Genomic DNA, 17,413 nt, shown 5'->3' on the forward strand with positions numbered 1-17,413 from the left:
TTGTCCGCCCGCTGTGCGACAATGGCGCGCCATGTTTCCCGCAGCGAGTATCAATGACCCTTTCCAGCGCACTCAAAACCCAGATCTCCCAGTGGTATAAGGCCCTGGCGCAGCAAATTCCCGATTTTGTCACCCGCCCGCAGCAGCGGCAAATGATCGCGGAGGTCGCGCGTGCGCTGAGCGGCGTCGACGCCCGTCATTTGGTGATTGAGGCGCCGACCGGCGTCGGTAAAACCCTCTCCTATCTGTTGCCCGGCATCGCCATCAGTCGGGCGCAGCAGAAGCCGCTGGTGGTGAGTACCGCCAACGTGGCGCTGCAGGATCAGATATATACCCAGGATCTGCCGCTGCTGCGGCGAATTATCCCCGATTTGACCTTTACCGCCGCCTTTGGCCGCGGTCGCTACGTGTGTCCGCGTAATTTGGCGGCGCTCTCCGAGCAGCAGGATGGGCAGGGATCCCTGCTGCTGTTTATCGATGATGCGCTGCAGCCGGGCAGCGAGGAGGAGCGGGCGCAGTGCCGGCGTCTGCAGGGGGAGCTGGAGAGTCGCCGCTGGGATGGGTTACGCGATCATCTGCATGACAATCTGGACGAGGGGCTATGGGCCAAGATGAGCACCGATCGGGCCAGCTGCCTGAATCGCAGCTGTTCCCACTTTCGCGACTGCCCGTTTTTTCTGGCGCGGCGTGAGATTGAAAGTGCCGATGTGGTGGTGGCCAACCATGCGCTGGTAATGGCGGCGCTGGAGAGTGAATCGGTGCTGCCGCCGCCGAAGGATTTGCTGCTGGTGCTGGATGAGGGGCACCATCTGCCCGATGTCGCCCGCGATGCGCTGGAGATGGAGGGCGAGATCACGGCCCTGTTTGTGCAGGGGCAGATCGATATGATCGTACGCCATATCGAACAGTGTCAGGCGCAGTATCAGCCCAAAAATCCGCCGCGCTTGCTGAACAGCGAGCGCCTGCAGGCGCACACGGCGGAGCTGCGTCAGCTGCTGACGGATTTCGATCGTGCCGCCGCCGGGCTGCTGGCTGAGGAGCCTCAGTACCGCTTTATTCTGGGCCAACTGCCCGAAGCGCTGGGCGAACTGGCCCAGCGTCTGTATAAGCTGTGCGATGGTCTGCGCGGCCTGAGCGAGTTCATGATGAACGATCTGCAGGAAAAAACCGGTAGCCACGATGCGCTGCGCCTGCAGCGTGCGCTGCTGCAGATGAGCCGAGCGTTCAGCTATCTAGAGGCGCTGAGCAAACTGTGGCGCCTGGCGGCGCTGGAGCAGGCCTCCAATGCGCCGATCTCCAAATGGCTGACGCAGGAGGTCAGCGACGGCGTGCATCACCGCTATCTGCACTGCGTTGGGATCCGGGTCTGCGATCAGCTGGAGCGCTTACTGTGGCGGCGCATTCCCCATGCGGTGATTACCTCGGCGACCCTGCGCTCCCTGAACCGCTTTGACCGTATCAGCGAGCTCTCTGGTCTGAACAGCCAGGCCGGCGATCGCTTTGTGGTGCTGGACTCGCCGTTTGACCATGTACACCAGGGACGCCTGGTGATCCCGCAGATGACGCTGGAGCCTACGCTGGCGCAGGAGGGGGAGCATTTACGTCAGATGGCCCACGTTTTCCGAACGGCCTGGCTGCGCGGTGAGCATACCGGCATGCTGGTGCTGTTTGCCAGCCAGCGGGCGATGCAGACGTTTTTGGGCTTTGTACCAGATCTGCGCTTGGGGCTGCTGGTGCAGGGGGACCGCCCCCGCTATCGCCTGGTGGAAGAGCACTGTCGCCGGGTGCGCGCCGGGACACAGAGCGCGCTGGTCGGGCTGCAGTCGTTTGCCGAGGGGCTGGATCTGAAGGGCGAGCTGTTGACCCAGGTGCATATTCATAAGGTGGCCTTTCCACCGGTAGACAGCCCGGTGATCCTGACGGAGGGAGAGTGGCTGAAGTCGCGTAACCGCTACCCCTTTGAGGTGCAAAGCCTGCCAGGCGCCTCGTTTACCCTGATCCAGCAGGTCGGGCGGCTGATCCGCAGCCACGCCTGTCGCGGCGAGATCGTCATCTACGATCGCCGCCTGCTGAACAAACCCTACGGTAGCCGTCTGCTGGCCGCGCTGCCGGTGTTTCCGATCCTGCAGCCGCCGCTGCCGGAGGGGGAACCGCCCGCCTGGCCACAACCTGCGCCATCCAAGCGAGCCCCCCGCCGCGCTGCGCGCCGCCGAAATAACACTTGCCAAACAGAGCATCGCCTCCTGCCGCTCGGGTCGTTTCCCGGGGCGGAGCGGTGTGTTCGCCGTTTCGAAAGGGAGGCTCCCCGCGCGGGAGAAATGCCGTTGTCCAACTTGTCTAACTTGTCTAATTCTGTTTCTTCCTCTGGCGCAGCGCTTACGCCTGCGCGCGGGCTGGCACCGCTGGCGCAGGATGAACTCGATCTGCTTTCCCTGCTGCTGGTGCTGTTCAAGGCCAAGTGGGCGATCCTTGGCGCCGTACTGCTGTGCGCCCTGCTGGGGTTTATCGCCAAGACACAGCTGCCGCAGAGGTGGACCAGCTATGCCGAGCTGATCCCGGCCCAGGCGCGCGAGCTGTCCGCGATGAACAGCGAGCTAAACCAGCTGGCCCTGCTGGATATCAAGGTCGACGCTACGCCGGGCTGGCTGATGGCCCGCTTTGTGCAGCTGTATGAGTCGCAGATCGTGCGCCGTGAATATATTGCCCAGACGGATTACTACAAAACGCTGGCGGCAGATCAACCCGATCCGCTGGCGCGTGAGCGTCTGCTGAGTTCGCTCACGCAGCAAGGCTTTACCCTGAAGAACAGCCAGCTGGATCAGGCGACCGAGAGCAAAGAGTACACCTATTACCGGCTGGGGGTCAGCGCCCGCAGCTCTCAGGAGGCCCATGCGCTGCTGCAGGGATACATTGACTTTGTCGCCGGCCGGGTAGTGGACGATCTGCGCTATAACATTAAGAATCAGCTAGATCAGACCCTGGCACGGGAGAAGGCGCAGTATCAGCTGACGCTGCAGCGCCTGAAGAATGCGCAGCAGGTGAAGATCCGCCGCCTGGACTATTCGCTGGCGGTGGCGCAGGCGGCGGGGATCAGCAAGCCGCTGTACGGCAACGGCGCAACGTTTAAGGATGACGACGATTTCCCGATTTCGCTGGGCACCAATGGCCTGCGTCAGAAGCTGGACATCGAGCGCAGCCAGACGGATCTGAGCGAGCTTAACGCCGGGCTGAAGAACAGCCAGATGTATATCGCGCGGCTGAGCCAGGTACACCTGGATGCGCTGACGGTACAGCCGTTTAAGTATTTGATGCTGCCGAGTGTCCCGGTGCAGAAAGAGGCGCCGAAGGGAGCGTTGATCGTGGTGCTCTCCGCGTTGACCGGTCTGCTGCTCTCCTGCGGCGCGGCGCTGATGCGTCATGCCATTGTGAGTCGGAAAGTGGGATCTTTTAATTAATAAATCCGTATAGATGGGGGGAATGACTTCTCCCCATCTAATTAGAGGGTATATAGATATATTTACTTGAATTGTTCGTTCGCCAATTGATTTTTTGGCTTTTTATTTTTAATTATTGCTGTTTTTTAGGCTTTTAATCTGTTGTATTAGTAAAGTATTCTATAATGTAAAGTTTGATGTTATCATCCAAAAAAAGTATTTAAATGGTGATAATATGCCTCCTTTGTCTCGGTTGAAAGGAAAGAATCTCTCTTGGGTTATTAATAAAGCTATATCAATAATCGTCGAAAATATAAATATTCTATATTATCGCTGGCGGCGAATTATACATGAGGGCCATATTTATCGATGCCAAGATGAATATCGCTTCGATCGATCTTCATTAACACGGGCGAGAGATGCCGGAATATCGGGAATTATGCGTTTGTATAATGAGGAACGCTACTTAGAAAGCTCGATAGAAAGCTATATTGATCAATTGGATGAATTGATCATTGTGCATAACCGCTGTACAGATTCTACGCCAGCCATCTGTGAGAAAATGCGCAAAAAATACCCACACAAGATAAAGGTATTTCATTATATCCCAGCTGTGGCTCCGCCAGGCAGTCTTGAGCATGTCGCATTAGATCCTAGGGATGAGCGGAGTTTGGTTAATTACTATAACTTTGCGTTGTCAAAAACTACCAAAGAATATGTCATGAAGGTCGATGGTGATTGTATCTTAATTACCGATGCCTTTCTTAAAATAAGAGAGTATATTCTTTCAAAAAATCCCAGCGATGAATATAATTATTTTTTTGGTATTAATTTAAAACGTAATGATGTGGGTGAGCTAGCGTTAAGAAAAAGTGCTCCTCTCACTGCGGGTTATGATCATGGTATCTTTAGGGTATCAAAAAATACGTTTTTCAAGCATGCGTATAATTATGAGGTTTTTTCTCATAAATCAAAAGAAAAAAGCAATGGTATCGTTTTTTATCATTTAAAATCATTAAAAGAAGATCTTGCCGTTGATTCTCATGGATTGGATACTAAATTTTATCGTAGATATTTTAGTGACCGGTTGAGTCAGGACTTTATTGAGTGGTCTGATTTCCCTCAGACCAAGGGAATGCCACGCCCAGACTATATTAATGATTTGTAGCTATTGAATATTCCCTCTCTGAGTTTTGATATATCTGCATGCTATTGCAGATATATTGATATTTGAATGGATATAGTCGGTTTTTATGACATTCATTGATATATTTATCTCTGCAATTATCCAAGGTTGCCAATGTCTCGTGATTGCCTTGGTTAGACATCGCGATAGTCGCATGAGTGCGTAGATCGCTTTAGACTGGCTTACACTGAATGGCGTAATCTGTATCATTATCAAAAATTTTAACTCTCCATCTGGGCTGAGCTATATAGATCACCGTATTAATTTTTGCCATGGGCGATATTTGACGTAGAAACTATCCCTAAAATGTAGGATGAAAATCCTAGGTCGCAGACGTATTAGCCATACTAATGGGATATCGGAGCACATACCTCAGCGCAGCCTCCAGAGTGCACTGTGGTGCCCACGCATTAATAGGTTGCAGCGAGTGTATCATTGTGTGGAAAACGCCAGCCCATTTCTGATGAGTAGACATGGACTGGAAAAGTGCAGCGGTATTCTGGCTCAAGTCGCGCTTCACTTAGCAAAAATATGCTTAGCAATATCTTATCTATATGAATTATATAGATAGTTTTGTTACGCTATTTTCTGCTGCGCCTTGAGCCAGGCTATCTCATCCTGCCAGCGATCGGGATCGGTGGTTTCCAGGATCAGCGGGATGCCGTCAAAGCGCGGATCGCGCATGATCCAGCGGAACGCGGTATAGCCGATATTGCCTTCCCCCAGACTCTGGTGTCGGTCAACTCGGCTGTTGAAGGCGCTTTTCGCATCGTTGAGGTGCATGCCACGCAGATATGTAAAGCCGACGGTGCGGGAGAATTGGGCAAAGGTCTCCTCGCATGCCGCTTCGTCGCGCAGATCATAGCCGGCGGCGAAGGCATGGCAGGTATCGATACAGACTCCGACGCGCGATTTGTCCTCGACCTGCTCAATGATGGCCGCCAGCTGCTCGAAGCGGAAGCCCAGGTTGCTGCCCTGACCGGCGGTGTTCTCGATCACCGCGCATACCCCCTGGGTCTGAGAGAGTGCGAGATTGATTGACTCCGCGATGCGGGACAGACAGTCGCGCTCGTCGATCTGCAGCAGGTGGCTACCGGGGTGAAAGTTGAGCAGGGTCAGCCCCAGATCGGCACAGCGCTGCATTTCATCGATAAAGGCGCCGCGCGACTTTTCCAGCGCCTCGGCGACCGGATGGCCCAGATTGATCAGGTAGCTATCGTGCGGCAGGATCTGCTGCGGCCGATAGTCATAGCGCGTGCAGGCGGCCCTGAAGGCGTCAATGGCATCGTCCGTCAGCGGGGCCGCCTTCCATTGGCGCTGGTTCTTGGTGAACAGCGCAAATGCGGTGGCTTCCAGCGCATGGGCGCGGGCGGGGGCCTGATCCAGCCCTCCGGCGGCGCTGACGTGAGCTCCAATATATTTCATAGGGTTATCTCCTGTTGCGATGGCGCTATTATGGCACTGAACGCACGGGCAGCGTAGTTTTTTACCCAAAACAAAACACCCTGCTAACCATGGGTTAACAGGGTGCGGAGGCTGTCGTTTACAGGCAGCGCTGGATCACGACGTTGATGGCGGCGCCGCCGATAATCAGCCAGGCGAACAGCAGGCTGGCCAGAATGATGGGGCGGATACCGGCCTGGCGGATGGCGCTGATGTGGGTGGTCAGGCCAAGGGCGGCCATGGCCATGGCCAGCAGGATGGTATCCAGGGTGATCAGCGCGTGCACCAGCGCGCCGGGCAGCAGGTTAAAGGAGTTAAAGCCGGCGACCAGAATAAAGATAACCGCGAACCAGGGGATGGTGATCGGGGCTTTTTTCCCACCGGCGTTGCCGGCGCCGCGGCTGAGCGCGCTGGACAGGATCAGCAGAAACGGCGCCAGCATCATCACGCGGATCATTTTGGCGATAACCGCGGCGTTGCCGGTGTCATCGCTGATAGCGCGTCCGGCGGCGACCACCTGGGCCACCTCATGTATCGTAGATCCAATATAGATGCCGAAGCTTTCCTGGGTCATGGCGATCCACTGGTAGTGGGCGTTGAGCTGATAGAGCCAGGGGTACAGGAAGATGGCGATGGTACCGAAGATAACGACGGTCGAAACGGCAACCGAAACCTTGCTGGCGTCGGCTTTGACCACCGGTTCGGTGGCCATGACCGCCGCCGCGCCGCAGATGCTGCTGCCGGCACCGATCAGCATCACGGTCTGTTTGTCCATGCCAAAGACTTTACGACCCAGCCACAACGCCAGCAGGAAGGTGGAGCTGAGGGTCAGCGCATCGGTGACGATGCCGGTTAGGCCAACGTCGGCTATTTGCTGAAAGGTCAGGCGGAAGCCATACAGGATGATCCCCAGGCGTAGGAATTTCTGTTTGGCCAGATGAACCCCGACGGAGCAGGGAATGCTCAGGGCCGGATAGACGCTGTTGCCGATCAGTATACCGAGGATGATGGCCAAGGTCAGGGCGCCAAAGCCGAGCTGTTCGACCCAGGGCAGGGCACCGGCCCACATGGATACGGCGGTGATGATGCCGGTCAGCAGCAGCCCGGGGAGCAGGCGCAGCAGGGCGTGGGTCTGGTGTGAAGCGCGCGATCTGTTTTCTGTCATTGTTATTCTGAACTGTATTATTGTGAATTTAAGAGCCGTCAAGCTTAAAGAGACAGTGGCTAAATTCTAAATCGATAATAGTACTATGTTTTATAGACATATTTGCTAGATACCTCCGCGCCGGATGCGCTCGGCTTAGGCATCCGGCGGGGTGGCGGCATTGGTATTGATGATGATCAGCAGGACGCTCAGGGGGGAGAGCAGCGCCGCCAGCGCCGCGGTAACCGTGTTGCCCTGAGAGAGCAGCCAGGCGCCATAGTAAAAGCCGCAGGCCAGCGTCACCTGCAGGACAAAGGCCAGCGCACCGCCGCGCCACCCGCGCCTGGCCCAGGCAAAGGCGCAGATCGCCAGGGTCACCAGCGCACCGATCAGATAGCCATACAGGGTTTCCATGGTAGCCTCCCGCCCGCCGCTGTCGTGTTTAGACTGCCTACGTTGAGTATAGTGTAATTGTGCCGGGGTAAAGGACGGCGGCGTTTGCGCAGGGTGGGGCGACGGCGAATAAATCACCCGTTTGTGTTATAGTCAGACGGGATCTTTCGGCGGCGGCGTCAGGTACGCACGGCGCTGCGCAGGGAAGAGGCGCGCGGGTGCGACGCGCTCCGCTGGGATTTTCCAGGGCGCCCCGGCCGTGTGTGCGGCAGGTGCGTCTGAGTGACAGTAGCTGGGTTAACTATCAATCATTTACATCAATCATCAATAAAGGAGATCCACAATGGATGGCACCTATAACATGATTTTGGTACCGGTTGATTTGGAAGAGCCTCAGTTGACGGAGGTCGCGCTGAAGCACGCCCTGTTTTTGGCCGAGCAGTCCCAGGCTTCGCTGCGCCTGCTACATGTGCATTCCCCTGTTCCCACGATCTTTATGAGCGAGTATCCCCAGCAGATCGCTGAGCTGCGTGATGCGGCGCTACAGCAGGCCGAAAGACGGCTGGAGGCGCTGGCGGCATCGCTGCCGCTGCCGCCGGAGCGCACCGGCGTCAAGGTCTGCTGGGGCTCTATCTATGATGAGATCCTGAAAGAGGCCGGGGCGTGCGGCGCGGATTTGATCGTGATCGGCTCACGCCGTCCCAGCATGTCAACCTACCTACTCGGCTCTAACGCCGCCCGCGTGGTGCGCCACGCCAGCATCTCCGTGCTGGTGGTGCGCTGATCCTGCGCCGGCCTCTCTGGTCGGGGAGGCCGGACGTGAGATATTAATCGCTTTAAGTAGTAAATTCTTTCTGATTTATCTATAGTTGGCGCTGCGCACGCAATATTAGACGCAGAGAGCGGCCCCGTCGTCGTCGGGTCACAGGGCTATCGGCGCCGGGGACGGCGCGTTGGTTGAAACGGTTTGGATCTGTCTATGCACATTACCTTGCGACAACTGGAAGTTTTTACAGAAGTACTGAAAAGCGGTTCGACCACGCAGGCATCCATGGTGCTGGCGCTTTCGCAGTCGGCGGTGAGTGCGGCGCTGTCGGATCTGGAGACCCAACTGTCGGTGCGTCTGTTCGATCGCGTAGGTAAACGGCTGGTGGTCAACGAGCACGGTCGCCTGCTGTATCCGAAAGCGATGGCGTTGCTGGAGCAGGCCAGCGAAATCGAACAGCTGTTTAAGGGGGAGAGCGGGGCGCTGCGCATTGCCGCCAGCAGCACCATCGGTAACTATATTCTGCCGCCGATGATGGCCGCCTACCGTCGCGATTTTCCCGTGACGCCGCTGGAGCTGCACGTGGGCAACAGCCACGATGTGATCAGCGCCGTGGCGGAGTTTAACGCCGATCTGGGGCTGATCGAGGGGCCGTGTCACATGCCAGAGCTGACCACTCAAAGTTGGCTGGAGGATGAGCTGGTGGTGTTTGCCGCGCCGGATCACCCGCTGCTGCGTGAGCCGGTCACCCTGGCCCGTCTGGCGGAGGCGCCGTGGATTCTGCGTGAGACTGGCTCCGGCACCCGCGAGGTGGTTGAACATCTGCTGCTCTCTCATTTGCCCCACTTCGATCTGGTGATGGAGCTGGGCAACTCCGAGGCCATCAAGCATGCGGTGCGCTATGGCATCGGCATCAGCTGTCTGTCGCGCCGGGTGATCGAAGAGCAGCTGAGCAACGGTACGCTGGTCGAGGTCGTGCTGCCGGAGATCAATCTGCATCGCTCGCTGTATCTGATCCACCACCGCCAGAAGCATATCTCCAAGGCGCTGGCCCGTTTTCTGAGCTACTGCCAGGCGTAGCCTCCGCGGCGGCGGCAGCAGGGGCTGCTGCCATAGCTCATTGTGATCTTTGTGTATTTTTATTGCACACGCGATTAGCCACTCGCTAATAATCCCGCAACCATCATGAAGCTCTCTTATTATCGTTAGATTGTTACTTCCCGCCGCAGATGGATTTGTTACAATCCCGCCTGGTTTCATGATTCAACGCAAAACAACGATAGGGTTCTAATGGCTCAGACAAAAACTACCGTCCCCGACGCGGGACAAGGACCGGCGCTGCGCCGGGAGTTAAAAGCGCGGCACTTGTCGATGATCGCTATCGGCGGTTCTATTGGTACTGGGCTGTTTGTCGCATCGGGCGCTACGGTGTCCCAGGCCGGCCCCGGCGGTGCGCTGCTGTCGTATATCATCATCGGAATGATGGTGTACTTCCTGATGACCAGCCTGGGTGAGCTGGCGGCGTTTATGCCGGTGTCAGGCTCGTTTTCTACCTACGGCTCACGCTATGTGGAAGAGGGCTTCGGCTTCGCGCTGGGCTGGAACTATTGGTATAACTGGGCGGTGACCATCGCCGTCGATCTGGTGGCCGCACAGCTGGTGATGGGCTATTGGTTTCCCGATATGCCCGGCTGGATCTGGAGCGCGCTGTTCCTGTGCCTGATTTTCCTGCTGAACTATATTTCGGTGAAGGGCTTTGGCGAGGCGGAGTATTGGTTCTCGCTGATCAAAGTCAGTACCGTGATCATCTTTATCGCCGTGGGGCTGATGATGATCGCCGGCATCCTGAAGGGCGGCGAAGGCGCCGGTTTCCATAACTGGACCGTCGGCGATGCGCCGTTTGCCGGGGGCTTTGCCTCGATGATCGGGGTGGCGATGATCGTCGGCTTCTCCTTCCAGGGCACCGAACTTATCGGCATTGCCGCGGGGGAGTCGAAGGATCCGGGTAAAAATATTCCGATGGCGGTGCGTCAGGTCTTCTGGCGAATTCTGCTGTTCTATGTGTTCGCTATCCTGATCATCAGTCTGCTGATCCCCTATACTGACCCCAGCCTGCTGCGCAATGACGTGAAGGATATCTCCGTCAGCCCGTTCACCCTGGTGTTCAAGAATGCCGGTCTGCTCTCTGCGGCGGCGGTGATGAACGCGGTGATCCTGACGGCGGTGCTGTCAGCGGGTAACTCCGGGATGTATGCCTCGACGCGCATGCTGTATACCCTGGCGACGGAGGGCAAGGCCCCGCGTATTTTCGGTCGTCTGTCCAAGGGTGGCGTGCCGCGCAACGCGCTGTACGCCACCACGGTGGTCGCCGGTCTGTGCTTCCTGACCTCGATGTTCGGCAACCAGGAGGTCTATCTGTGGCTGCTGAACACCTCGGGGATGACCGGATTTATCGCCTGGCTGGGGATCGCCATCAGCCACTACCGCTTCCGTCGCGGCTACGTGATGGCGGGACTCGACCTGAACGCGCTGCCGTATAAATCCGGCTTTTTCCCGCTGGGGCCGATCTTCGCCTTTGTGCTGTGTCTGATCATCACGCTGGGACAGAACTATGAGGCGTTCCTGGAGGATCGCATCGACTGGTACGGTGTGACCGCGACCTATATCGGCCTGCCGCTGTTCCTGATCATCTGGTTCGGCTATAAGCTGACGCAGGGAACCCGGTTTGTCCGCTATAGCGAGATGACCTTCCCGACGACCAAGATCGACTAAGCGGTTTACCGCGAAAAAGCGCTCCGGGTGCCTGTGCCCTGGGGCGTTTTTTTTTGCCTTTTTTCCGCGGAGGGGGCTGCACTGTCGATGCAGGGGCGATAAAAAACCCGCCGTAGCGGGTTTGGGGGGGGAACGGACAGCGGCGTTACTTCACCTGCTGACCCGGCTGTGCGCCACAATCCGGGCTGAGCAGGAAGATATCCTTCCCGCCTGGGCCTGCGGCCATCACCATCCCCTCGGAGATACCGAAGCGCATCTTACGCGGCGCCAGGTTGGCGACCATCACCGTCAGACGGCCGACCAGCGCCTGCGGATCCGGATACGCGCTACGGATGCCGGAGAAGACTTGGCGCAGCTCGCCGCCGAGATCCAGTTGGAGCTTCAGCAGTTTATCTGAGCCTTCTACCAGGTCGGCACTGACGATCTGGGCGATGCGCATATCCACTTTGGCGAAGTCGTCGAAGGTGATGGTCTCCTGGATCGGATCGTCAGCCAGCGGGCCGCTGACGGCGGGTTTCGCCGCGGCCGCGGCGGCAAGTTTGCCTTCTTCAATCATGGCGTCAACTTTACTCATTTCAATGCGGTTAAACAGGGCCTTGAACGGATTGACCCGGTGGCCCAGCAGCGGCTCGGCGATAGTATCCCAGCGCAGCTCAGCGTTGAGGAAGGCCTCGGTGCGCGCGCTCAGCGCCGGCAGCACCGGCTTGAGGTAGGTCATCAGCACGCGGAACAGATTGAGGCCCATGGAGCAGATGGCCTGCAGATCGGCATCGCGCCCCTCTTGCTTGGCCACCACCCACGGCGCCTGCTCATCGACATAGCGGTTGGCCAGATCGGCCAGGGCCATGATTTCGCGGATCGCCTTGCCCGACTCGCGCGCCTCATAGGCTTGGGCGATCTCCGCCGCCGCGTCGACAAAGGTCTGGTACAGCGCCGGATCGGCCAGGGTATCGGAGAGCTGGCCGGCGAAGCGCTTGGTAATAAAGCCGGCGTTGCGCGAGGCCAGGTTGACCACCTTGTTGACGATATCGGCGTTGACGCGCTGAACAAAGTCCTCCAGGTTCAGGTCGATGTCGTCGATACGATCGGAGAGCTTGGCGGTATAGTAGTAGCGCAGGCAGTCCGGATCCAGGTGGTTCAGGTAGGTGCGGGCCTGAATGAAGGTGCCACGCGACTTGGACATCTTGGCGCCGTTGACGGTGACGTAGCCGTGTACAAAGACGTTGCTCGGCTTACGGAAACCGCTGCCTTCCAGCATCGCCGGCCAGAACAGGCTGTGGAAGTAGACGATGTCCTTACCGATAAAGTGATACAGCTCGGCGTCGCTCTCCGGGCCCCAGTAGTCGTCAAAGTTCAGATCGCCGCGCTTGTCGCACAGATTTTTGAATGATCCCATATAGCCGATGGGCGCATCCAGCCAGACGTAAAAGTATTTGCCCGGCGCATCGGGGATCTCAAAGCCAAAGTAAGGGGCATCGCGGGTGATGTCCCACTGCTGCAGGCCGGACTCAAACCACTCCTGCATCTTGTTGGCAACCTGCTCCTGCAGGGCGCCGGAGCGGGTCCACGCCTGCAGCATGGCGCCGAAGGACGGCAGATCGAAGAAGAAGTGCTCCGATTCGCGCAGGATAGGCGTGGCGCCGGAGACCACGGACTTCGGGTTGATAAGCTCAGTGGGGCTATAGGTGGCGCCGCACACTTCGCAGTTATCGCCGTACTGATCGGCGGACTGACACTTGGGACAAGTGCCCTTAACGAAGCGGTCCGGCAGGAACATGCCCTTTTCCGGATCGTAGAGCTGAGAGATGGTGCGGTTCTTAATGAAGCCGTTCTCTTTCAGACGGGTATAGATCAGGCTCGCCAGCTGACGGTTCTCTTCACTGTGGGTCGAGTGATAGTTGTCATAGCTTATCTGGAAGTCGGCAAAATCCTGCTGATGCTCTTTGCTGACCTCGGCGATCATCTGCTCCGGCGCGATCCCCATCTGCTGGGCTTTCAGCATGATCGGCGTCCCGTGCGCATCATCGGCGCAGATAAAGTGCACCTGATTGCCGCGCATTCGCTGGTAACGTACCCACACGTCCGCCTGAATATGCTCAAGCATGTGGCCGAGGTGGATGGAGCCGTTAGCGTAAGGGAGCGCACAGGTCACCAGAATTTTGCGTGATCCTGTTGTATCAGTGACTGAAGCCATAGTGGATTTTGTATCTCTCGGTTAAATAATGGAAGGTAACCTCTGATGTTACCCGATTGCGCCGTCGGTCGCTAGGGCACGTCCCGTAGGGTCGGGGTCATTTTCGCCCGGTGCCGCGTGACTCACGGTGCATGTGGGCCCGCGCAACCTCGTCGCTCGCGCCTTGTCCTGGGCCAATGACCGTCCGCGCCGCTCACGACCCGTTACGGGATACGCCCCAGGCCGCGTCCCGCGATTCTGGCGCCGGCGTTGGCGGGCGGCGCCTAAAATTCGGCGGCGGATCCACTGCGCGCTCGGCCATCAGTTCTGGTAGACTGAGCGGGCGGTTTATAATAACGAATGAAGGAGTCGGGATGAGCGATAAATCCCATGAGCAGTCCATGCCTGAAACGCTGCGCGCGCAGGTCGGCGCAATCCTTGATGGTTTTACCCACCCTACGCTGAATCATCCGCTGAGCGCGCTGAAAGCGCTGCATCACTGTGCCCTGCTGGATGGCGTCCTGCATATTGAACTGATGATGCCGTTTGCCTGGCAGAGCGGCTTTGATGCCCTGCAGACCGGTGTGACGCCCGCGCTGCAGCAGCTGCCGGGCGTGCAGCGCGTCACCTGGCGCCTGGCGCACAATATTGCCACCCTGAAGCGGGCCAATGACCAGCCGGGGGTAAAGGGCGTACGTAATATCATCGCCGTCAGCTCGGGCAAGGGTGGGGTCGGCAAGTCCAGCACCGCGGTGAACCTGGCGCTGGCGCTGGCCGCCGAGGGTGCCCGGGTCGGTATTCTGGATGCCGATGTGTATGGTCCGTCGATTCCGACCATGCTGGGCACCGCCCATGAGCGCCCGACGTCGCCGGACGGGCAGCATATGGCGCCGATCATGGCCCATGGCCTGGCCAGTAACTCTATCGGCTATCTGGTCACGGATGACAACGCCATGGTGTGGCGCGGCCCGATGGCCAGCAAGGCGCTGCTGCAGCTGCTGCAGGATACCCTGTGGCCGGATCTGGACTACCTGGTGCTGGATATGCCGCCGGGGACCGGTGACATTCAGCTGACGCTGGCGCAGAGCATCCCGGTGACCGGGGCGGTGGTGGTGACAACCCCGCAGGATATCGCGCTGCTGGATGCGATGAAGGGCATCGTGATGTTTGAGAAGGTGCACGTGCCGGTGCTGGGCGTCGTGGAGAACATGAGCATGCACATCTGCAGCCAGTGCGGCTTCCATGAGCCGATCTTCGGCACCGGCGGAGCGCAGAAGCTGGCGGAGAAGTACCATACCCGCCTGCTGGGGCAGCTGCCGCTGCATATTTCGCTGCGTGAGGATTTGGATCGCGGCGAGCCGACGGTCAGCAGCCGTCCTGACAGCGAGTTCAGCGCCATCTACCGCCGATTGGCCGCCGACGTGGCCGCTCAGCTGTACTGGGGCGGTGAATCCATTCCGACCGAAATCGCCTTCCGCGCCGTATAAGCGTCGGGATCGAGCGTATCATAGCGGGCGTCGCGGTGGACGCCCGTTATTTTTTACCGCCGCCGCGGCGCCGATTGGACTGGCGTCCGCCGGGCAGACTCCCTATAATTGCCGCGTCTCAGGCACCGGTCATCCCGATCCTTCCGTGCCTTGCCCCGTCGAACACTTATATACCAGGTCTTAACACATGACTGACAACACCCACCAGTGCGTCATTATTGGCATCACAGGCGCATCCGCCTCAGGCAAAAGCCTGATTGCCAGTACCCTCTATCGCGAGCTGCGCGAGCAGGTCGGTGAGGCGCATATCGGTGTCATCCCGGAAGATAGCTACTATAAAGACCAGAGTCACCTGACCATGGAGGAGCGCGTCAAGACCAACTATGACCATCCGAGCGCCATGGATCACAACCTGCTGTTTCAGCACCTGCAGATGCTGAAACAGGGGAACGCTATCGAGCTGCCGCAGTACAGCTACGTTGAGCATACCCGTATTCAGCAGACTATTCACCTGGAGCCGAAGAAGGTGATCATCCTGGAAGGGATCCTGCTGCTGACCGACGCTCGCCTGCGCAACGAGCTGAACTTCTCCATCTTTGTCGATACGCCGCTGGACATCTGCCTGATGCGCCGCATGAAGCGTGACGTGAACGAGCGCGGGCGCTCCATGGAGTCGGTGATGGCCCAGTACCAGAAGACCGTACGCCCGATGTTCCTGCAGTTTATCGAGCCCTCCAAGCAGTATGCCGATATCATCGTGCCGCGCGGCGGTAAAAACCGCATCGCCATCGATATCCTCAAGGCGAAGATCAGCCAGTTCTTCGAATAAGTCCGCCGATGGCGCACCCGCCGCGGCTTTTGGCCGTCAGCGTGCGCCGTCCTGCGGCGTCAGCGACTCCAGCTTTCCCTCCCGAGCGCGCGCATCGCGCGAGATCAGCACCACCGAGGCGATGATCAGCAGCGTCCCCAGCCAGTCCAGCGTGCCAAAGGTGATCCCCAGCAGCAGCAGCGACAGCAGTGCGCTGCACAGCGGCTCGGCGCAGCTGAGAATACCGGCCTTGGCACCGCCGATGATTTGCGCCCCCTTCAGATACAGGCTAAAGGTCAGCGCCGTACCGATGATGATCAGGTAGAAGGCGGCCAGCAGGGTGGCGTTGTCCATCCGTACCTGCGCGGTTTCGTCGGCGAAGAAGGGCATCAGCATCAGGCCACCCAGCAGCATGCTCCAGCCGACGATCGGCAGGGTGCCAAAGCGGGCGATCAGGCCGGCAGGGTAGGTGGTATAGAAGGCGGAGGCAAAGGCGGAGGCGATCCCCCAGAACAGCGCGGCACGCGAGATCGAGAGCGACGTCGGATCACCGTGGGTCACCAGTAAAAAGGTGCCCCCCAGCGAGGTGCCGATGGCCAGCATTACCGGTAGCCCCGGGCGCTGGCGCCTGACCGCGGCAAACCAGGCCACGATAATGGTCGGCGACAGAAACTGCAGAATGGTGGCGGTGGCGGCGTTGGAGCGCTCGATGGTCATCAGAAAGGTCAGCTGCACCATGATGGCGCCCAGCAGGGTGAACCAGAGCAGGCTGACAATCTCCCGGCGCCCTCGCAGCGGCGCGAACACCCGGTCGCCGTTTAGAAAAGAGACCACCAGCAGGATCACCCCGGAAAAGGTGAGGCGAAACATGGTCAGCCATTGGGCGGAAAGCCCGGTTTTTTGCAAAATATACTGTGCGCAGACGCCGGAGCTGCCCCACAGCGCGGCGGCGACCAGCACATATCCCATTCCCTGACGCAGACTTCCCATCGCACGCTCCCTGTATGCGTTGCCATATCCGCCATGATGTTAATGGTTTATCCCACGACGGCAAAGCCCATAGCGCGATTTTTTACGTCGCATCCCCGGGCGTAAAGAGGGGCAATGTCTCTGAATCATTTCGGAAAAAGAGGGGGATCGGGTAAGATATTCGCATCTGCAGCCGTGCTGCGTGGCGATGAGACGGAGAAGAACTACCATGAGACTGTGTGACCGCGATATAGAGGCATGGCTGGATGACGGCAGGCTGAGCATTACCCCGCGTCCGCCTCAGGAACGCATTAGCGGCGCCACCGTGGACGTGCGTCTGGGGAACCGGTTTCGCGTCTTTCAGGGGCACACGGCGGCCTATATCGATCTGAGCGGCCCCAAGCAAGAAGTTGCCGAGGCCCTGGAGCGGGTGATGAGCGATGAGATCCAGCTGGGGGAGGATGAGGCCTTTTTCCTGCACCCGGGCGAGCTGGCGCTGGCCGTCACCTATGAATCCGTCACGCTGCCGGACGATCTGGTCGGCTGGCTGGACGGCCGCTCCTCGCTGGCGCGCCTGGGGCTGATGGTTCACGTCACGGCCCATCGCATCGATCCCGGCTGGCAGGGCTGCATCGTGCTGGAGTTTTTTAACTCCGGCAAGCTGCCGCTGGCGCTGCGCCCGGGGATGTTGATTGGTGCACTGAGCTTTGAACCGCTTTCCGCTCCGGCGGCGCGTCCCTATAATCGCCGGGAGGATGCCAAGTACAAAGGGCAACAGGGCGCGGTAGCCAGCCGGATCGATAAAGACTGAGCCGCCGACCGTAACGGACGGCCAAGA

13 protein-coding genes and 1 pseudogene are annotated in these 17,413 nt (G+C 58.5%); 9 read left to right on the plus strand and 5 right to left on the minus strand.

Annotated elements, in window-relative coordinates; genetic code table 11:
• Nucleotides 1-53: 53 nt before the first annotated feature.
• The 3 genes and pseudogenes from dinG to ETEE_RS19490 all read left to right on the plus strand — a co-directional run.
• A pseudogene (gene dinG / locus ETEE_RS21955) lies at nt 54-2,213 on the plus strand (ATP-dependent DNA helicase DinG); the annotation flags it as partial.
• 105 nt (nt 2,214-2,318) lie between these two features.
• Nucleotides 2,319-3,455, plus strand: coding sequence for an LPS O-antigen length regulator Wzz(fepE) (gene wzz(fepE), locus ETEE_RS21960; protein ID WP_227625207.1), 1,137 nt, complete (start codon nt 2,319-2,321; stop codon nt 3,453-3,455).
• Nucleotides 3,456-3,669: 214 nt separating this feature from the next.
• A complete protein-coding gene (locus ETEE_RS19490; protein WP_071881922.1) occupies nt 3,670-4,602 on the plus strand; it encodes a glycosyltransferase family 2 protein in 933 nt (310 codons plus the stop codon).
• Between the two features lie 594 nt (nt 4,603-5,196).
• Here ETEE_RS19490 and nfo read toward each other — a convergent pair.
• From nfo to ETEE_RS14200, 3 genes are all read right to left on the minus strand, one after another.
• Complete coding sequence (nfo, locus tag ETEE_RS14190) at nt 5,197-6,045, minus strand: deoxyribonuclease IV (protein ID WP_034165007.1); 849 nt, start codon at nt 6,043-6,045, stop codon at nt 5,197-5,199.
• A gap of 118 nt (nt 6,046-6,163) precedes the next feature.
• Nucleotides 6,164-7,228, minus strand: a complete 1,065-nt coding sequence (locus ETEE_RS14195; RefSeq protein WP_034165008.1) for a YeiH family putative sulfate export transporter — start codon at nt 7,226-7,228, stop codon at nt 6,164-6,166.
• Nucleotides 7,229-7,363: 135 nt separating this feature from the next.
• Complete coding sequence (locus ETEE_RS14200) at nt 7,364-7,621, minus strand: DUF2545 family protein (RefSeq protein WP_034165009.1); 258 nt, start codon at nt 7,619-7,621, stop codon at nt 7,364-7,366.
• Between the two features lie 322 nt (nt 7,622-7,943).
• Here ETEE_RS14200 and ETEE_RS14205 point away from each other — a divergent pair, with 322 nt between their 5' ends.
• From ETEE_RS14205 to ETEE_RS14215, 3 genes are all read left to right on the plus strand, one after another.
• A complete protein-coding gene (locus tag ETEE_RS14205) occupies nt 7,944-8,384 on the plus strand; it encodes a universal stress protein (protein WP_034165010.1) in 441 nt (146 codons plus the stop codon).
• A gap of 195 nt (nt 8,385-8,579) precedes the next feature.
• Nucleotides 8,580-9,446: a DNA-binding transcriptional regulator YeiE gene (gene yieE / locus ETEE_RS14210; protein WP_034165011.1), complete on the plus strand. Its 867-nt coding sequence runs from the start codon at nt 8,580-8,582 to the stop codon at nt 9,444-9,446.
• A gap of 210 nt (nt 9,447-9,656) precedes the next feature.
• Nucleotides 9,657-11,138 carry an amino acid permease gene (locus tag ETEE_RS14215; RefSeq protein ID WP_034165012.1) on the plus strand — a complete coding sequence of 494 codons (1,482 nt, stop codon included), beginning with the start codon at nt 9,657-9,659 and terminating at the stop codon, nt 11,136-11,138.
• Between the two features lie 145 nt (nt 11,139-11,283).
• On the opposite strand, the gene metG is transcribed toward ETEE_RS14215, so the two are convergent.
• On the minus strand, nt 11,284-13,332 hold the full coding sequence (gene metG / locus ETEE_RS14220; RefSeq protein ID WP_034165013.1) for a methionine--tRNA ligase: 2,049 nt from the start codon (nt 13,330-13,332) through the stop codon (nt 11,284-11,286).
• Nucleotides 13,333-13,685: 353 nt separating this feature from the next.
• Here metG and apbC point away from each other — a divergent pair, with 353 nt between their 5' ends.
• Together apbC and udk are read left to right on the plus strand one after the other, a co-directional pair.
• Complete coding sequence (apbC, locus tag ETEE_RS14225) at nt 13,686-14,798, plus strand: iron-sulfur cluster carrier protein ApbC (RefSeq protein ID WP_034165014.1); 1,113 nt, start codon at nt 13,686-13,688, stop codon at nt 14,796-14,798.
• A 187-nt stretch (nt 14,799-14,985) separates the two neighbouring features.
• Nucleotides 14,986-15,627 carry a uridine kinase gene (udk, locus tag ETEE_RS14230; protein ID WP_034165015.1) on the plus strand — a complete coding sequence of 214 codons (642 nt, stop codon included), beginning with the start codon at nt 14,986-14,988 and terminating at the stop codon, nt 15,625-15,627.
• Nucleotides 15,628-15,663: 36 nt separating this feature from the next.
• Here the strand turns inward: udk and ETEE_RS14235 are convergent, their stop codons facing one another.
• Nucleotides 15,664-16,596 carry an EamA family transporter gene (locus ETEE_RS14235; RefSeq protein WP_034165016.1) on the minus strand — a complete coding sequence of 311 codons (933 nt, stop codon included), beginning with the start codon at nt 16,594-16,596 and terminating at the stop codon, nt 15,664-15,666.
• Between the two features lie 208 nt (nt 16,597-16,804).
• Here ETEE_RS14235 and dcd point away from each other — a divergent pair, with 208 nt between their 5' ends.
• Entirely contained in the window at nt 16,805-17,386 is a 582-nt protein-coding gene (dcd, locus tag ETEE_RS14240; protein WP_012848051.1) for a dCTP deaminase, read from the plus strand.
• The last annotated feature ends 27 nt before the right edge of the window (nt 17,387-17,413 follow it).

This window comes from Edwardsiella anguillarum ET080813 (assembly GCF_000264765.2).
GTDB classification, from domain to species: Bacteria; Pseudomonadota; Gammaproteobacteria; order Enterobacterales; family Enterobacteriaceae; genus Edwardsiella; species Edwardsiella anguillarum.

Coding starts and splice junctions, on each gene's coding strand:
- ETEE_RS19490 (WP_071881922.1), top strand. CDS start 3,670: ATGCCTCCTTTGTCTCGGTTGAAAGGAAAGAATCTCTCTTGGGTTATT.
- nfo (WP_034165007.1), bottom strand. CDS start 6,045: ATGAAATATATTGGAGCTCACGTCAGCGCCGCCGGAGGGCTGGATCAG.
- ETEE_RS14195 (WP_034165008.1), bottom strand. CDS start 7,228: ATGACAGAAAACAGATCGCGCGCTTCACACCAGACCCACGCCCTGCTG.
- ETEE_RS14200 (WP_034165009.1), bottom strand. CDS start 7,621: ATGGAAACCCTGTATGGCTATCTGATCGGTGCGCTGGTGACCCTGGCG.
- ETEE_RS14205 (WP_034165010.1), top strand. CDS start 7,944: ATGGATGGCACCTATAACATGATTTTGGTACCGGTTGATTTGGAAGAG.
- yieE (WP_034165011.1), top strand. CDS start 8,580: ATGCACATTACCTTGCGACAACTGGAAGTTTTTACAGAAGTACTGAAA.
- ETEE_RS14215 (WP_034165012.1), top strand. CDS start 9,657: ATGGCTCAGACAAAAACTACCGTCCCCGACGCGGGACAAGGACCGGCG.
- metG (WP_034165013.1), bottom strand. CDS start 13,332: ATGGCTTCAGTCACTGATACAACAGGATCACGCAAAATTCTGGTGACC.
- apbC (WP_034165014.1), top strand. CDS start 13,686: ATGAGCGATAAATCCCATGAGCAGTCCATGCCTGAAACGCTGCGCGCG.
- udk (WP_034165015.1), top strand. CDS start 14,986: ATGACTGACAACACCCACCAGTGCGTCATTATTGGCATCACAGGCGCA.
- ETEE_RS14235 (WP_034165016.1), bottom strand. CDS start 16,596: ATGGGAAGTCTGCGTCAGGGAATGGGATATGTGCTGGTCGCCGCCGCG.
- dcd (WP_012848051.1), top strand. CDS start 16,805: ATGAGACTGTGTGACCGCGATATAGAGGCATGGCTGGATGACGGCAGG.